Origin of the sequence: Streptomyces sp. NPDC048639, assembly GCF_043199075.1 — a bacterium.
Taxonomy (GTDB): domain Bacteria; phylum Actinomycetota; class Actinomycetes; order Streptomycetales; family Streptomycetaceae; genus Streptomyces.
This window is the reverse complement of the sequence record NZ_JBICVP010000003.1, coordinates 16,966-34,357: the sequence shown is the minus strand read 5'-3', so window position 1 is coordinate 34,357 and position 17,392 is coordinate 16,966. Positions and strand designations below refer to the sequence as shown.

Annotated in this window: 9 protein-coding genes; 2 read left to right on the top strand and 7 right to left on the bottom strand. The window is 67.7% G+C overall.

All coding sequences use genetic code 11. The annotated features are described in order from the left end of the window. Positions 1-98 precede the first annotated feature (98 nt). The 7 genes from ACGFNH_RS08475 to ACGFNH_RS08445 all read right to left on the bottom strand — a co-directional run bounded on the left by ACGFNH_RS08475 (position 99) and on the right by ACGFNH_RS08445 (position 15,319). Positions 99-2,168 (bottom strand): ATP-binding protein, encoded by a 2,070-nt coding sequence (locus tag ACGFNH_RS08475; protein ID WP_393652292.1) that lies wholly within the window; start codon positions 2,166-2,168, stop codon positions 99-101. 126 nt (positions 2,169-2,294) lie between these two features. Then, positions 2,295-2,612, bottom strand: a complete 318-nt coding sequence (locus ACGFNH_RS08470) for a hypothetical protein (RefSeq protein WP_393652291.1) — start codon at positions 2,610-2,612, stop codon at positions 2,295-2,297. Between the two features lie 1,013 nt (positions 2,613-3,625). Beyond that, a complete protein-coding gene (locus ACGFNH_RS08465; protein ID WP_393652290.1) occupies positions 3,626-5,791 on the bottom strand; it encodes an SUKH-4 family immunity protein in 2,166 nt (721 codons plus the stop codon). Positions 5,792-6,018: 227 nt separating this feature from the next. Beyond that, positions 6,019-6,315, bottom strand: coding sequence for a hypothetical protein (locus ACGFNH_RS08460; RefSeq protein WP_393652289.1), 297 nt, complete (start codon positions 6,313-6,315; stop codon positions 6,019-6,021). After that, positions 6,312-14,195, bottom strand: coding sequence for a toxin glutamine deamidase domain-containing protein (locus ACGFNH_RS08455; RefSeq protein ID WP_393652898.1), 7,884 nt, complete (start codon positions 14,193-14,195; stop codon positions 6,312-6,314). The genes ACGFNH_RS08460 and ACGFNH_RS08455 overlap by 4 nt, the downstream gene beginning before the upstream one ends. 119 nt (positions 14,196-14,314) lie before the next feature. Next, positions 14,315-14,800, bottom strand: a complete 486-nt coding sequence (locus ACGFNH_RS08450) for a hypothetical protein (protein ID WP_393652288.1) — start codon at positions 14,798-14,800, stop codon at positions 14,315-14,317. A 117-nt stretch (positions 14,801-14,917) separates the two neighbouring features. Continuing rightward, positions 14,918-15,319, bottom strand: a complete 402-nt coding sequence (locus ACGFNH_RS08445; RefSeq protein WP_393652287.1) for a hypothetical protein — start codon at positions 15,317-15,319, stop codon at positions 14,918-14,920. A 318-nt stretch (positions 15,320-15,637) separates the two neighbouring features. Between ACGFNH_RS08445 and ACGFNH_RS08440 the strand changes: the two genes are divergently transcribed. Beyond that, positions 15,638-15,946, top strand: coding sequence for a hypothetical protein (locus ACGFNH_RS08440; RefSeq protein WP_393652286.1), 309 nt, complete (start codon positions 15,638-15,640; stop codon positions 15,944-15,946). Beyond that, a complete protein-coding gene (locus ACGFNH_RS08435; RefSeq protein WP_393652285.1) occupies positions 15,943-17,124 on the top strand; it encodes a WXG100 family type VII secretion target in 1,182 nt (393 codons plus the stop codon). Before ACGFNH_RS08440 ends, ACGFNH_RS08435 begins: the two co-directional genes overlap by 4 nt. Positions 17,125-17,392 lie beyond the last annotated feature (268 nt).

Sequence of the window (17,392 nt, the reverse complement as noted above, 5' to 3'; positions counted from 1 at the left end):
GACCTTCGGGGTGGGGAGGCTGTGGGTGGTTCGGCAGCGTGCGGTCGGTACGACAGCGGGGTCCGTACGGCAGGTTGGGCAGTACGTCAGCTTGTCTGCTACGAGGCTATCGCTGGTGTGTGCGACAGGATGCGCAGAGCCTTCACCCCGCGTTCCGTCGCCACGACCAGGACACCGTCGGGGGAGAGGTCGGCCGCGGTGACGGGGGTGTCGGAGATCAGCGCGGCCACGACATCTTCGTCGGCACGGTCCCAGACCCGAACATAGTCGGCGCCCCTGCTGAAGGCGAGCGGGGCGGCGGCCCGTTCGTCCTCGGAAGGGCGCAGGACCTGCGCGGGGTCGCCGTCCGCATGGCCGGGCTCCGTCAGGCCGTACAGCAGCACGGCTGGACCGTCGGCATCATCGACAGGGCGGGCGCCCGGGGTGCCGACGGGGACGACGAGTGCGACGACCGGGAGGGCTTCCTGCTCGCTCGATGCACTCTCGGGTTCCCTGTCCGACGCGCTCTCGGGGTTCTCACCCGGACTCTGTGCGGCTGCGGTCCGGGGGAGCCGGCCCACGCTCACGGCGCTGACGCCCTCGACGGGGGCGCTCCACAGGGTGTGCCAGGGGAGACCGGCAACGGTGCGGCGCACCGCATCGGCGTAGTCGGACAGACCGTCCTCGACGAACGCCGTCTCCAGCAGGGCTGCCCTCAACACGGCCGGCGCTTCGGTGCGGGTGAGCAGCGGGGCGGTGCGCAGATAGGTGCGCGCAGGGGAATCGAGCGACTCGACGGGCACGGCTTCGACGGCCGCCCGCAGGTGCACGGGGTCTGAGTGCACGAACAGCCCCGGATCGGTGAGGAGTTGGGGGAGGATCCCCGCCTCGAGGGTGTGCGCGGCGATGTGGTCGCGTACGTACGGCGCGGCCTTGGCCCAGTTCTGCTCGGGGACCCCCTCGAGCAGGTGCATCGCTATCCGGGCCTGGGCGCCGGGAATGTCGGGCAGGCCGGCGCGGATCGTTGCGGCGATACCGGGATGCTGCAGTCGGATCAGGGTGCGGTCGGGCTCGGGGACGCTCTCGTCCTCAATCCCCAAGGCCTGGATGAACGGCGCCGCGAGGAGCATGCCACCCGCCACGGCCTCGCTCATGTCCTCGCCCGCCGCGGCGGACGCCAGCGGAGCCAGCAGCGCGGGGGGAAGCCCGTCACCTTCCGCCAGGGCGAGTGGTGCCAGGATCCGGCGCAGCGACAGCGGTTCGGCGCCCAGGCGCACTGCGTGCAGATTGAGTGCTTCGCCGATGCTGCGCGGCAGTTGACTCTCGTTGGCGGGGTCGAATCCGTCCGGTTGCGTGAGGATGGACTGCACGGCGAGCTGTACGGTCAGCCGGCTGCCAGCTCCGTCGCCGGCCCGGCGCGCGATGGCTGTGGCGAGCGCGCGCCGCGCGGCGTCATCAGTGGTGAACGGCAGTTCAGGAGCACCGAATTCCGGCCGCAGCATGGCATCGGCCTGCAGGACCAGCCCTTCCGGGTCGGCCCACTGGGGGTCGTCGAGATCGATGATCAGGGCGGTGCCGGGCGGGAGGCCCTCAACCAGTTCGGTGGCGAGGGTGCGCGGAACGTCAACGAGCAGACGTACGGTCTCGACAGCCGCGAGAGGCTTCAGCACCTCCCGTACGAGGCGTGCGGGCTCGCTCGCGGCCCGAACGGGTCCGGCACGGTCGACGTCCGGGACAACGACCGTCACGGGCCCGGTCCGCGCCCCGAGTTCGGCGTAGACGTCGGCGGCGCGGGTGGCGGCCAGGTCGTAGTGGTCGGCGAGCACCCACAGAAGCTGGGCCGCGGTCAGCCCGTCGGGACCGGGCACGGCTGGGGCCGGCAACTCCGGCGGCACAGTCGCGGGGTCGAGCGCGTCGAGCGGCAACTGCTTGCGGTACTCGGGATCGCACAGCATCAGGAACCCGGTCAGCAGCCGCGAACACCCCGTCCCCGGGCTGCCGGTGAGCGCGACGACGCGTGGCGCTTCGGGTGCTCCGGCCCGCCAGGCGGTGAGCGCGCGCAGAGCGGCATTCCGCCCGCCGATGAACGGGTGCGGTTCGTACGCCTGCGTCTGCGACTGGGCTCCCGGCTGGTACTGGCCCGGAACTTCGGCCTGTACGTGGCCGTGACCCTGGGTCGGACTGGTCATGCTCTCCCCCGTGATACGTCCGCCGCCGTTACCGATGACATGCCAACCGTACGGGACTGATCTTATGGCCGGTGAGCCTGTGGATAACGTCCGCGGGCATCTCTGCCCCGGGTGGTTGTTGCGGCGTCAGGCGTGGGGACCGTACTGCTTGCGATAGACGTCGATCGCCACCTCTGGTGGGAGGTTGGGCACATAGCCGAGTTTGCCGGTTGCCTTGGAGACCACGACGTGGCTGCCGCCCTGAGGGGAGGGGGCCGTGCGGTCGGTGCGGGGCGGGAAGACGCCGGTCACGAGGAATCCGAGGTCGAATTCGTGGACCCGCAGTGGGGCGGGTGTGCCGTCCGGGAGGCGGGGCTGGAACTCGACGCGGGCGATGTCGAGTGCCTCTTCAGCACTGGTGGGCGGTCGGGACGGTGATGACTCGGGGTCGTGGGGCTGTGTCATGGGTCCTTCCGTTTGCGTGTGCGGCTGAAGGGGCGCTGGTCTACTGCGAGTCCGAGCCGTGGGTCTTGCGGTAGAGCGCGATGGCTGTGGCCGGGGGCCGGTAGGGCAGGGTGCTGACTTTGCCGGTTGCTTTGGACACGACGACGCAGGTGCCCCCCGGATTGCCCCGGGGGCGAGGCCGACCCGTCGGCTGCTCCGTCGGCTCGGGCCGCGGGGGAAGCCGGGCGGTAACCAGAAAGCCGATGTCGAACTCCCGGACATCGAGCGGGGCCGGGCTGCCGTCCGGCCAGACGGGAGTGAATCGTGCACGGGCCGCCCTCAGCGCGTCTTCGGCATTTGCCGGTCCATCGCCTCTGGACCGAGCATGCATGACCATCGCTCCTCCTGCTGAGACCAGTCCAATACGACGGGGCGAACCATGCTGGACTGCATCGTGGTGTCCGACCACGGCTCCACAAGACCGCAAAGGCGATGTACCCGACGTGGCCTACTTGTGGCGAGTTGTTCACCAGCTCCTCGCCTCGGGCCGAGCCGGATAGCCGGCGGAATGCCCGGAGTCAGTGGCCGAACCGGTGTGCCGGTCTGCCCGCGATCGCAGGTGCTATGTGGTAGGGGGGCGATGGAATCTGCGGTACGTCTCGATGGCAGACTCCGGAGGATAGTTGGGAACGTCGGAGATATCTCCATTGATCTTCGAGATCACAAGATTGCTTCCGCCCACAGGGGGGGGTGTGTCGTCAGAGTCAGTGGATGTCGGAAACGCGTAGACCAGAAATCCGATGTCGAACTCGTGCACGTGGAGGGCGACCGGAGTGCCGTCCGGCCAGACGGCAGGGAATTGGGTTCTTCCTATCTCTCGCGCCTCGTCGGAATTCGTTGGAACACGCCGACTCTCGTTCTCAGAATGTGGATCCATGTTGGCCTCCTTGGATCTTCATGGATGGTGGGTCACTCGACTAGGTCGATCCGACGGGGATGCGGGTGACTCATCTCTAATCGAATAAGAGCCCATTTCACTCGTTGTAGAATATGTGCGACCAGGCTGGCGCAAGGCCGCATCTGCGGTCAACGTGCAAGAGGGCAACGAGCACGTGTTGGGGCAACAAGGATGCTTCGTGGTCACTTCCCACGATGGTCTCCCGAGTGCGCATGCCTGTGACCCACAGCGCGATCATGGTGAGGAATTTCTCCAGGCTGGTCGCTGCGGGAAGCCCGGCGAGGTGCTCTTGGTCAGGCTCTGTGGGGACTCGAAGAACGTGCCCGGTGCTGCCGTCGATGACAAGTTCGCCGCCCATCCAGAAGCCGATTTGGAAAAACGGTCCACTCTCCGCCACGGGGTCGATGTCGTCAGGCCAGGGCATTTCGTCGAGAACATCCATGCGGTGGTCCCCGTATGGATAGATACCCATGCCGCCTTCGTGAAGGTCGGGCAGACCGAATTCCAGGAGCAGCCGACGGGTGGGTTCGTGGCTCAGTCCGTCGGGCACTTCATCCGGCTCGAGTTCGACGATTTCCTCGTCTCCGTACAGCTCCAACAGGTCTGCCGGGCTCGGCGGATCTGCATCGACGGGGCAGATCTCGCCTGCGGGTGCGAACGACCCCGTCAACGGCTCAAGACCTGGCGAGGCAAGGCCTGAGATGCTGTCCAGCGTAGTGGACTCGATCGCAAAGAGACCGCCGGGCCCTCCGAGGACAACAAGGTCTCCGACCGTCAGCGCCGGGGAAGGGAGGATGTACGGATGCACCCCGCGGCCGATCGGAGGGTCAGCGCGCAGCTCCCGGAACGTCCTCGGGCCCAGGCTGTCATGTCCGGATGAGGTGGGCCAGGCGAGTTCCGCGTGATGATCCTCGGGAATCGTCTCCCCGAGCCATGGGCCGGCGAGGAGTTCTCCGGTTTCAGCATCCCAGATCGTGGTCTGAGACCGGGAATGGCGCAGGCCCGCAACAGCAGGGCGCCCTCGCCAGCGAACCTCGACCAACTCATCGATCATTTGCGTGCGCAGGTAGCTCACGTGATAGCCGCCCGGCGGGCGCCAGTGCGTCCACTTGACCTGCCATGGGAGGTGTACCCCGGACTCGCGAACGGCTGACGCGAAGATGTGGTCGTTGCGAGCGGAGGCCATCAGATGCAGCCACGAGGCCCACTCGGACTGCCGGGAAGGTGTCACGCCGTAGGACCAGAGATAGATGCCGTCGGCCGCCGCACTGTTTCCGGGAATGCCGTCTTCCAGAGCACAGTGAGCGGCGTCCATCAGCACCGTCTGCGGAATGTTGGCGAGAGCACCGCCATCTCGCAACAACTCTTCGAATGTGCCCGCTTGGACTGCGTGCATGGCTAGACCGGTTGCGGCGTAACGGCCTAGAGGGCCGGAGTGCGCCCACCCGTCCGGATTGCGGATGTCAGATTCTAGGCCCCCCAGCCACCGGACCATGTGCCGGTTGACCTGGCGCAACTCATCCGCATCTGTCTCCCGACGCAGTGCGTCTGCCAGAGCGTCATCGACGAACGAGATGCCATTCGGGCTCGACACCAGTGTGTCGGGATGGTCCTGCAGCAGGGCATTGAGCCCACCTTCGGTCACTGATTGGCCTGTCAGACCGATAACGAGTTCGGACCATGCCTGCATCGGCACCACCCGAGGCTCTGCCAATGCAAGCGCGTGCAGCGCCGCCGACTCCACGGTCCTTGTGGCGTCCGGTGTCGGCAGGCGAAATACGACCCCGGCCCGTGCACCGTCGTCAGAGAGTTCGTGTGGAGTGACGTGGGCCAGTACTGCCACCTTGCTTCGGGCCAGCGCGGTGACGCTCCTTGACATCAGACGTTCCGGTTCATGCGAGCGGCGAGTTGCCCCCGCCCGGTGCACGTTGACGATCACCAACAACCGGTCCTCGGCCAGGTTGTCCAGAGCGTATGGCCAGTCATCCCACTCACCTTCGCCAAGCTCTACCCCGAGGTGGAGAAGAGCCTGCCGATGTACTTCTTCTGCGGTGAACCCGGAGGCATCCAGGAGGACGCTGCCCTCGATACAGCGGTGAATCTCACCCAAGACCGGCTCGCCATCCGTGCCGGGCGGGGCGACGACGTACGCCGTATTGGCTCCGGGGCGGTGTTCGCGCCACCAGTCGCGTACAAGGGCAGCGATCTTGGTGCCCGGGAACTCAGCCGGTACTTCGGTCATTCTGCTCCTGTCGTTTCCAGTTCATGCTCGGCTTGGTTGCTTCATGCTCAAGCGCCGGAGGTGTATTTTCCGCGCTCCAACCCGTCGCCACCTCAGAGACGTGTGCCATGTGGTGATGCAGGAATGTTACACATGTTGAATTTGGCGATATCAGAGACGGATCGGACTCCCTCGCAAAGAGCGATACCTGGACAGGTAGTTTGCTGGGGGCAAGTGGGAGACTGTCTTCATGAATTGAAACGTGGGAGGGGGTGCGTCTCGTCAAGGCTCATCCGATACTCCTCCCAGCTCGGCAGCTTCGAATAGGGCTCGTTCGGGGTTGAGGTATGTGTCTCCCACTCCCAAGCCGCCCAGCGCCGACTCATCTCACCTCTTGCCTCTTCGTAGATCTGGCGCGCAACGTGAGCATCGGTGTAGCGGCGTCCGTCGATTGCGAAGGCGGCGATGACGTCACCATCAGGCTTGGCAACGAAGCAGGTTCTGATAAGTCGCAGTTCTTCGCTGTTGTCCGATTCCTCGGTCACGACCGGGTCTCCTCTTGGTCGAGCGCAGCCGCCTCGGACTGCATTCTCTTGATCTGTTCGCGCTGCGCGTCGCTGAGCTCGTGATACGGCTTGAACAGCGTGTTGTGCTCGACGTCGGCAGCGACCGAGGCCCTACGGGTGGTCAGCTGTAGTTCGAACGTAAACGGATCGCCGTCGACGTCGATTCTCACCACCATGGGGATCACCCGATACTCGGGGTTCTTGGACTTGGGCTCGGCATACATGTTCTCAACCTCGAGGATACGTCCTGTGTCTCCCACTCCGAATCTCTGCTGCACATTGCCCAGCGCCTCGGCCAGCTGGTTCATGTCTTCGACCGTGATCCGTGCGCCCACGGCGTCGATGACATCGCCCACCCGATAGTTCGGACGCCCAGGCCGGCCAGGGCTGCCCTGGCTCATCCGCCTTACCTTGTCAAGTAGGGCATTGGCGGCCTTGGTTCGGACGCTGGAACTCGCGCCCTCCGGGCAGATGGCCGCAATTTCACGGCGCACCGCCGACTCGACGGAGATTGCCAATGTGTCCGCGTACTCTTGGAGCAGACGCCGCTCGTCGTCACTTGGTTCCGCGCCGATGTTTCGCGCCGGATCGCGGCGCTTGCTCTCGTCGATAAACTCCTGTTTACGGGAGTTGCCGTCTTCCGTGACGTTGACGTCCTCGTGAATGCTGTCGAAGACCGGGCCGCGACCGGGGCACTCTCTCAGGTAGGTCTGCAAGTCGCGGTCATGCAAGACCCGCCCCTCAGCCAGTTCTCGAAGAAGTTCGAGTGCTCGATCCCGGAGGTCTGGGTTGAGGATATCCCCGTTCACATTGAGCGGGTGATCGCCGTGGTCCATGACCAGTTTCACGACGACGTCGGCAAGGTCTGGGTGGTCTTCCAGCACGGCGTCAATCCTGGCAAGAACCTCGGGCGGGATGTCGTTCTGCCTGCCGTCGCGTGAAGGACCGGGCTGGTGGTCCGGTGGCCGAGTTGCCTCTGACTGGACAGGGTCCCGAGGGCGCTTGGGGCTGTCCTCAGCTGTACCTGCTGATACGTCGGTCGGGCGCTCGGCGTTGCCAGGGGTGCTTGGAGCCGTACGGCTGGTGCGAGGCGCCGGTGGTTGCCCAGTCCTGGGGTGGGCAGAGGAGGCCATCCTCTCCAGCGGCCGGCGGTTGGTGTCGAGGGGGATGGCGAAGACGCCGTTGTTGCCGTTGTGGAGAGGGGAGTTGCTGCGCAGGCCGGTTTGGGGGTCGACGTAGGTGATCTGGCCGTTGTGGTTGACGGCGTTCCAGGCGTGGGCGCGGCCGTTGGAGTCTTGAGTGATGATGACTGCCTGAGAGCCGTGGCCGCTGTTGAGGAGAGTGGTCTCCAAGCGGTTGAAGGCTTCAGGGCCGTCGCCCTGGTCGCTGAATTGAGCGCCGAGGGTGTTCTCGATGCGGTCGCGGCCCGCGGTCTCGCCGCGGTCGGAGGGTGTTCCTTCTGGGGTGAGGTCGGGGGTGCGGGGGGCGGCGACTGTGGGGTGGCCGGAGTAGGTGTCGGCGAAGGAAAGGGCTGCGTCGGCGCAGTTGTTGTTGCGGCCGTCGTCGTTGGTGTTCTGGCCGTTGACGTCGTTGAGCCAGCTGCCCTCGTTGGGATCGGGGTGGCGTTGCGGGGTGCCGTCCGGGTTGCGCGGGACGCTGTTCTCCAGGGCTTGCTGGTCCCACGGGTCGGGGCGCTGGACGCCTCCGGGGTCGACGTCGTAGGGACGGTTCTCCGACGACGGGAACGTGGGAGTGTCCGGTTCCGTCGACTGCGGCGTTTCCTGGGAAGGGGAGGCTTCGGCTGCAATAGTCCCGCCCGGCTCCGTGGTCTGAGCGTCCTCCCGGTTCTCAGCTCCCTGAACGGCTTGCGGGTTCAGGCTGGTGGCGTTGGTCGGCGTCTCGGTCATGGGATTGGCGCCGGCCGGGTCGGGCGGTGGTGTGCGGCCATCGGAAGCCGTTGAGTCGGAGTCATCCTGCTCAATTCGAACCATCTGGAGCCTGGTTCGGGCCCACAATTCGCCAACGACGCGAAGGTGGCGGCGCATCTCCGCTTTCATCCGCTGCTGATTGGGTGTGTATGTGTCCGAGGCCACTCTCTGAATTTCGGAGGCAGGCCTGCCTTGCTCGCGCAGTTCGGCGCGCACGGCTTGCTGCAAGTCTCGTCGGGCAGGATCGACTCGGTATGTGGTGCTGTAGTAGACAGGAACGCCGTGCATGGACATGGCATCGCGGATGACCTTCGAGCAGTCTGCATGCCCGGAATTGCCCGTCCGGAGGCCACAGGGCTCCCGCTCGGTGTATAGGCCAGCAATCTTGTACCCGGGTGCCTGCTCCGTCTGCCTGCCCTCGTTGAGTCGATTCACCCAATCCAGGAGATGTTTCTCCGAGTGACGCGGAACGACTCCGTCCGACCCTGTGGGAAGTGAGGAGTCGACGATGTATGTGCTGTTGCCGCTCTCATCGACCAGTTCCAGAACGGCATAATTCTTGTCTGAAAAATCCGGGACATTGCGTTCGGCGTCCTCCAACAGGTCGATAATGCTTTCCCGATGGGACGCCTCTTGGAGGTCGCGGAGTGCTCGATCGGTGGGACTGTTCTCTCTCCGGTACATGGGGGGGAACGCCCGTGCTGTGTCCGGGGTCTCTGCAGCGCTCTCCCGTCGCCATGCGGCAACTGATTCATGGTGTTCGGTGGCTGGATCGTCCGCCCCGCTCCTCTTGGGCGGTGCGTCCGCGTATGGTGCGTTGTCGTGTGTCGGCTCCGGCCCGCGGCCCACGGCTTGGTTCGCGTGAAACGCCAGGCTCATCCGGGCCAAGGTTGCAACGACGGCGTACCTTTCCCCGTCATTCATCTGCGCGAATTCCGGAGCGAGGATCTCCCGAAGTTCGCGTTCCGTGAAGGCGGTCTCCGGGACCCTGACATCCCTGTGTGCCTCCTGGGCGGCCTTGTGCGCCCTCTCGGCTTCGGGAACAGCCTTCTTTGCCTCCTCCAGGGCCTGCCTGGCTTCTGCGAGTGCCTGTTCGGCTGCTTGCTTCGCCTCGCCTGTGGCCTTCTTCGCGTCTTTGCGTGCCTTGGTCCGGGCCCGCTTGGCGTCGGCGACGTCTTTTCTCGCCTGGTCGAGGGCCTTCTTGGCATCCCTGACAGGCTGAGTGGTCGCCTCGTAGGCACGCCGACGCTCGCCGGAGATCTGTAGGAGTCGGGCGAGTGGTGCATCGTCGCGCTGGGCCCACTGTCGCATGTGGTCATGGACCGTGGTCAGCGGAATCCTGTGGACCTGGTGGCCCTCGCCCTCGTGATCGCGGACTCTCTGTTGGGACTCGTCCGGCGCGAGACTGGCTTGCTCTGCATCGACGCGTTCAGGGGCAGGGAGAGTCGCGTTCCGTTCTGCGCGTGTGGCATCTGCGCTGTTCGGATCCTGAAGCGGGCTGGTTGCCCCGGCCGGGGATGCCGTCGGATGACGGTTACTGCCGAATGGGGCCGCGATTGCATCAGCCCCGGCCCTGCGGGACTGATCTATTCGGCTTGCCGTTGTCTCCCGGTTCGACGCGCTCTCCGTGGTGGGCGTGTTGGTGGGTCGGGTGCCGGATATCGGCCGGCGGTTGGTGTCGAGGGGGATGGCGAAGACGCCGTTGTTGCCGTTGTGGAGAGGGGAGTTGCTGCGCAGGCCGGTTTGGGGGTCGACGTAGGTGATCTGGCCGTTGTGGTTGACGGCGTTCCAGGCGTGGGCGCGGCCGTTGGAGTCTTGAGTGATGATGACTGCCTGAGAGCCGTGGCCGCTGTTGAGGAGAGTGGTCTCCAAGCGGTTGAAGGCTTCAGGGCCGTCGCCCTGGTCGCTGAATTGAGCGCCGAGGGTGTTCTCGATGCGGTCGCGGCCCGCGGTCTCGCCGCGGTCGGAGGGTGTTCCTTCTGGGGTGAGGTCGGGGGTGCGGGGGGCGGCGACTGTGGGGTGGCCGGAGTAGGTGTCGGCGAAGGAAAGGGCTGCGTCGGCGCAGTTGTTGTTGCGGCCGTCGTCGTTGGTGTTCTGGCCGTTGACGTCGTTGAGCCAGCTGCCCTCGTTGGGATCGGGGTGGCGTTGCGGGGTGCCGTCCGGGTTGCGCGGGACGCTGTTCTCCAGGGCTTGCTGGTCCCACGGGTCGGGGCGCTGGACGCCTCCGGGGTCGATGTCGTAGGGACGGTTCTCCGACGACGGGAACGTCGGTTGGTCTTGCGCCCGCTCGGTGTCAGGCTCCGAGTTAGGGCTGGTGTCCGTCTCACTGTCCCGACCCTCGACCGGATCGGCTCCGGTGTCTGGGTTGGGGGTGTCCGGGACATTGCCCTGCGCCGGCTCTCCGATAGTGGCATCTGCCGCGCTGGGCGGTTCGGTGCGCTCGGAAGGTGTGTCGGATGGGGGAGCGCTGCCCGAGGACTCTGGGGGCGCCCCGGCCGGGTGCTGTGGGTGGTATGGCTGGGTGTACGGATTCTGGAACTGCTGCGGGCTTGGCTGGGTGTACGGGGTCTGCGTGTACGGACTCGGCTGCGTATGCGGATTCTGCTGCGGCGCCGCATACGGGGTTTGTTGCTGCTGAGCCTGGGGCTGTTGCTGCGGGCTCGTGTGCTGATGTGGCTGATTCGACTGCTGATTGCTGACGTTGGGCTGGGCTGAAGGCTGCTGGATGACCGGATTCGCGTTCGAGTCAAGGGTCAGGTGCCAGACCTTCACCGCTTGCATGTGGATGGGGTCATGACTGACCTGGCCGCTCTGCGAGTCCACCCACACCACATGTCCGTTGTGGTTCACAGCGTTGAAGGCATGGCCGCTGCGCACATTCGAGCCTGGAGGGGAAGGCCACTCGACAACAACGACGGCTGACGCGCCATGCCCGGCTGCTTCGAGGTCACGCGCGATCTGTCCGTAGCTGGCGGTTCCTTCGCCCGTATACCGGAGAGGAGTGCCTGCCCAGAGCTGAACGTTGTCCGTGCTTCCCCGCTCCGGTGACCGCCGATCCAGATTGCCATCCGGGCCGGTGTCCCACGTGCGTGGTGCGGACACCTGCGGACGGCCGTACCACGTCTCCAGGAAGGACCTGCTGCAGTCGGCGCAGTTGTTCGACCGGCCCGGGATCGTCGGGCCGCCGTCGTTCTGGAGTCGGCTCCACTGTTGGAACGGATCGGGATGGCGCTGCGGGGTCCCGTCGGGGTTGCGAGGAACGGCGTCTTCCAGCAGACGCTGGTCGATGGCGTACGGCGGGCGAAGTCCGCCGGTGCCCCCTTGAAGTCCGGCTCGGATGTCGTGGAGGGACGCTCCCGCACCGGCGTCGGGCGGAGTCGGCGATGTCGGTGCGGTGCTCTCGTTGTTGGGCCCGCTGGAGTCGGGGATGCCGCCCTCGGGCTGGTCGGAGCTCGGCTGGTCCGAATGGGCAGGGTCCGGCGTGGAGCTGTCCTCGTGGGGTGCGTGGTCGGGCCGTTCGGAGCGTTCGCGGTCGTCCTGTCGCTGCTGCTGCGGTTCCTGCCGAGTGCCGCTGTCCTGGCGTTGCTCGGGAATGCGCGGCGACTCCGGACGGCCCGTCTCGTCGCGGCGGTTGGGGCCTTCGTCGCGGGGGCCGGCGTCCCTGCCGGACGCGTCGTCCCAGGGGTTGCCCGTGTTCCGCGGGCGGCCGTCGTCCCCGAGTGGCCCGTCGAGGCGCGGGTTGTAGGGCCGGGACGTTTCTTCCCGGCGCGAGCCGTCGAGGCGCGGGTTGTGCGGGCGCGAGGTCGGCGTCTGACGCGAGGCGTCGGCGATGTTGCCGTCCCTCGGCGGGGCGGGACGGTTCGTACGGGGGTCGGTCGGGCGGTTGCTGCTCGTGGCCGGCCCCGGCTGTGCCTGCTGGGCACCCGGGGTCGGCCCCGGTATGGGCCCGGTCTGCGGCGTGTTCGCCTGCTGGTTCGTCTGGGCGGGCGAGGGCGTGGGGTCGGCAGGGGGAGTGGTCGTGGTGGGCGGAGGAGCCGTGGCCGTGCCCGACCCCTGGAGCTGCATGCCGTCGTCGTCCGGGTCGGGCGAGGGGGACTGCGACTGCTGCTGGTACGGGTTGGCGTGCGAACGGTCCGGTCCACCGCCCTGCGGCATCGATGTCTGCGGCATCGACGTGCGGCCGGTGCCCTGATTGCCGCTGTTGTCGTTCTGCGTCTGGCCGTTGCCGTCTGAGGAGGGCGCGGTGGTGGCGTGCTGGGCGGCCGCCGGGGTGCCGTTGTCGGGCGACGGTGACGGGGTGTCCTGGGTGGCGCGGTGGCCGGAGTCCGGCGTACCGGCGTTCTGGTTACCGGAGTCCGGACTCGGCGAGGGGCTGGAATGCGGTGCCGCATCCGGGGACGGGGACGGGGACGGGGATGAAGACGGAGACGAGGACGGACCGGAGTCGGGGGTGGCCGAGCGTGCGCCGTCCGGCGTGGGCGAGCTCGACGGGCCGTTGGTGTCTGCGGCTGTACGGGGATCGGGAGCGGCGGACCTGTCGGCCGACGGCGAGGGTTCCGGGCGCCCGTTGTCCCCGGCCGTGGGTGAGTTGTTGTCGGGGATGTTCTCCCCGCGCGGCGTCTCGCCGGTCGGGCGGGTCGGCGCGTTGTCGTCCGGGATGTTCTCGCCTCGCGGTGCCCCCTCGTCCGACCGTGTCGGCGTCGTGCCGCCGTCGGACGACGGCGAGGAGTCGGGGCCGGAGGAGGCAGGGCTCTGCCCGGCGTCTGCGTTGCGCGGCGCGTCGAAGGGGTTGTCGGCGTAGTCCTGGTTGCTGGTATCCGTGGGAGGGGCGTACCTGGGGTCGTTCCGCGAGTTGGAGGAGTCGCTGTCCGCGCCGTCGCCCGACGGACTGCCGGACGAACCGTCCGAGGACCCACCCGTTCCGCCGGAACTGTCACTGGATCCACTGGAGTTGGCGCCCGTCGATGTCGTGCCGCCCGTCCCGCCCGATGACGAGCCCGAGCCCGAGCCCGAGCCCGAGCCGGAGCCCGAGCCGGACGACGACCCCGCGCCTGCGGTCGACGAAGCGCCGGTCGACGAACCACCGGATGACCCGTCCGAGGACGACCCACCCGACGATGAACCGCTCGATGGCGAACCCCTGTCCGACGCGCCGCTCCCGCCGTCCCCGCCGTCGTCGCCACCGTCGCTGCCGTGGCCCGCGGCGGAATCCATACCGTCGCGGGCACTGCGCCCTGCCCGGCTGCCCGCGCCGTCGCGGAGCGATTCGCCCAGCGTCTGGCCGGTGTTCTTGAAGGCGTCGACGCCCGCGTCCTTGCCCTCCTTGGCGGTCCGCCCGAGGTCGTAGCCGCTCTGAGCGCCGAAGTTCTGGTTGACCGTCTGGGCGATGACGTCCGAGATCATGGCCTGGAGGGCCGAGACGAACGGCTCCTTGGCGGCCTCCAGGACCGCCTGCAGCAGTTGCTGGGCGCACTCCTTGATGATCTGGCGGACGATGAGACGGGTCGCCGCCACAGCGCCCATCGCACCGAGTTCGGACAGGCCCAGTGTGAAGGGGGCCGCCGCTTGGGCGGCGATGATTTCCACCGCCAGGATCACCAGTTGTGCGATCACGGCGATCTTCATTCCGATGACCAGTGCCGCGGCCGCCTCGAGCGTGAAGGCGATCGTCTCGGCCGCCATCCGCGCGTCGTCGAGGTAGCCCGAGCCGCCGGAGAACTTCTCCCAGGTCGTGCTGAAGCCCTCGATGGAGTCGCCGTAGTTCTCGCTCAGGACATTGCCGGCCGAGGTGACGCCTCTCACCTGGACTTCGGTGACCTCGTTCGCGAACTGCCGCCAGACCTGCGCGCATTCGATGAGCTTGTCCTCGTCCGCGGTCGGCCACTGGAAGCCCAGCATCTCCAGGACCCACTCGAGCGAGTCAGGCAGCATCAACACAGTTGTGTTCCCCCGTTGTCATGCATGTGCAGTTCGTCGAACGGCGAGTTCGGTGGTTCACCGGTTCAGCGATTGAGCCGCCGGGCGGCTCGGTGACGGTGCTGTCGGGCGGTTCAGTGGTGAGGTGACTTCATCGACCAGATGGCCTTGCTGTTGCCCTGGGAGTTGGCCACGTGCTGCTTCATCAGCGATTCGTTGAAGTCCTCGTTGGCCTCGTGGTTCTTGGCCATGCCCTCCAGTGCCTTGCCGATTTCCTGGAGTTTGGCGGCCAAGTGGCCCATGGACTCGTACATGCCGTCGCGCAGGCCCTCGTAGGCGACGCCGAAATTCTCACCGATCTCGTCGTCGCCCCACGGCGGGGCGCCCGACTTGCTGTCCAGTGTCGTCAGACCGGTCACGAACTGGTCCACCACACCCGGCTGGGGCGGAGGTGGCGGGGCGTCCTTCGCGGATTGCTTGCTGGGAGGACCGGCGTTCAGCGCATGGAGATTGTCCATGAGGCGCCTGACCGCACCGTCGAAGTCCTTGCCGATGTCCGTGAATTGGCGACCCTCGCTCTTGAGGGTGGTCGCATTGGCTTTGAGGCCGTCCAGCCCCATAACGTCCCCCGTTCTCCACGTGATCACGCACCGCGATCTTTGCGCCAGAGCTTAGCGGCGCGGGCTGACAACACTTCAACTACCAGTGCAGCGCCAGACTTTGACCGACTCTGGGCTCTACGGCCGGTGGCCGCGGGGCCGGTGCCGGTCGGTACCGTGGACCCGCCGGGACGGTCCGTCGCGCTGCGCACGCTCGCGGTCGTCCTCCGCCTGCTGGGCCTGTTGCCAGCGGTCGACCTGCTCCCGCTTGGCCTCCCGCTCCTTGGGCGTCTCGTTCTCGGCGGCTCGCCGGATCTCGGTCATACGGGCGCCCAGCGCGTCCATGTACGACTCGGTCTGGATGGCGTCCCGCATCCCGATCCTGCCGGAGAGGACTTCCTTGGCCATCTGCTGAAGAGGTCCGCCGACATTCGGGTTGGTGGCCAGAGTTCGCAGCGCCTTGTGCAGGCGCTGGGCCTGTTCGTCGTTCTGCGCGACGTCCCTGAGGTCGTCGTCGCGGATCTCCCGCTCCTGGCTCATTCGATCCCCCTTCGAGCATGGCCATGGCGAATGTGTAGCTGCCACGAGTCTAGCGACGGCATCGAACGCACCGTCAATCCATCACCTGTCAGGGCTATGTAACAGATGGAGCAGCCAGGAAGAAGCCGCGCGGGGAGGAAACCGGAACCTTCCCCAAACGCGTGTACGGAGGCGAGGCCGGACCCGTCGGAGTCCGGGCCGTCCGCTTCGTACCGCGAAGGCGCCGTCCCCCACCGGGGACGCGCGCCCCAGGGCGCGCAAGGGGGTGTGCTAGACCTGGGTCGGCCGCGTCGCCGAGTCCTCACGCCGGGAGAGAAAATGTCCGACGAAGTCCACACCGATACCGATGAACTGCGGAGACTCGGTGCGGCGTTCGCGACGCACGCCTACGACCTGGGGCGCCACCTCTCGGACTTCAAGCGGCGCACCGACGCGGAGGCGCTGCGCCAGAGCCTGGGGGGGTCGGAGGACGCGGAGCGCTACGCCGAGCTCTCCGAGCTGGCCGGAAGTATTCTCGGGCAACTCCAGGATCAGCTGGACGAGATGGGGAGCGGAATGAGGACCGGGGCCATCGACACCGAGGCCACCGAGCTGGACATGGCCGCGCTGATAAGGGGGGTCCGGTGACCGACGAGGCCGGTGGGAACGCGGAGACGCTCCGCGAAGCGTCCGCCGGCTGGCGCGACATGGCACGTCAGCTGGAAGAGATCATCAACTCTCTCGACCAGAGCACGGGCTCGGCCTTCGCCACCTACTGGAAGGGTCCGGCGGCGGAAGCCTTCGGCGAGAACTGGAGCCGGCTGAGGAAATCCGTGGACGAGGCCCTGCCGGCCTTCGCATCGGCCGCGACAGATCTGGACTCCGCAGCCGAGCACATGGAGAGGCCCCGGGGCGCCGCTGCGGGGCGTCCCGTCGAGGGCTCCTCAGGAGCCGCCTCCAACAACCGCCTCGGTGGGGAGGGGTGGGAGGAGGGCCAGCTGCAAGCCGGCCGTGATCCGGAGTCGACATCCACCACGGTGCACTCCTCGGACACGGCATCCACGCCCCACGGTGGACCGGAGCAGGGGGAGGTCTCCACTCCGCCTGCCTTCCAGGCCGCTTACGCCATGACCGCCCTCACTCAGATCGGCGCTGCCCTCTCCTCCTTCCAGCGAGGAGGGTCGGGCGCGGGCAAGGGAGGGCGTTCCTCGCTGGCCCGGGCCGGGGCCCACGGTGAGAGTGAAGCCCCGCGCACAGCCGATCCGTTCGGCCCGCCGGAGACGAACGACCAGCGGAAGCAGCGGCTGAGCGGTGGGCTCGGCATCGCCCGGGGGAGGAGGACAGGCGGTACGGGATCGCCCGCCCCGGTTCTTCCACGGCTCGACGGCTCCGCGGAGCCGGACGCCTGCCCCGCGGGGCAGGCGGCAGCGCCTGCACGGTCCGAGGACAGGCCCGCGGCGACGACGGCCACGACGGTTGCGGCGACGGGCGGGGCGGGGGCCGGAGCACCACCCGGCGAATCCGTCGGCGGGACCAGGGCCGGAGGGGCTGCTCGCAGCCCCGAACCCGATGCGGAAGGCGCGGACGGGAACGCCCCGGCGGATCCGCGCCGCCCAGGGGCCGATGGGGGACGCCCCTCTCGCCCCGGTGAGCAGGCCGGGGCGAGCGGAAACGATCGAACCTCCCGCACCGGGGAGAACTCCGGCGCCGATCAGCCACCGGGAACCGGCGGGACGGGCCGTTCGGGACAGGAACCTCGGCCCCGCAAGGGAGCCCGCCTCGACAAGACCGCGGTCGACCCGCGCAGCCGCGGCACCTTCGGCTGAGACCCATACCCACGGGGGCGAGGCGGCGACGACGCGCTGAGCCCGAGCCGCACACACCCTCTGTGCCGCAAACTCACCGCGTACCGCCCCCGGTGAACTTCCCCTCGGGAGGCCCAACACGGCCCAACACGGCCCGACAGAAGCGGGGGGGGGGGGGGGGCCCCGGGGGGGCACCCCCCCCCCCCCCCGGGGGGGGGGGGGGGGCGGGGGGGGGGGGGGGGGGGGGGCCCCCCCCCCCCCCCCCGCCCCGCCCCCGGGGGGGGGGCGG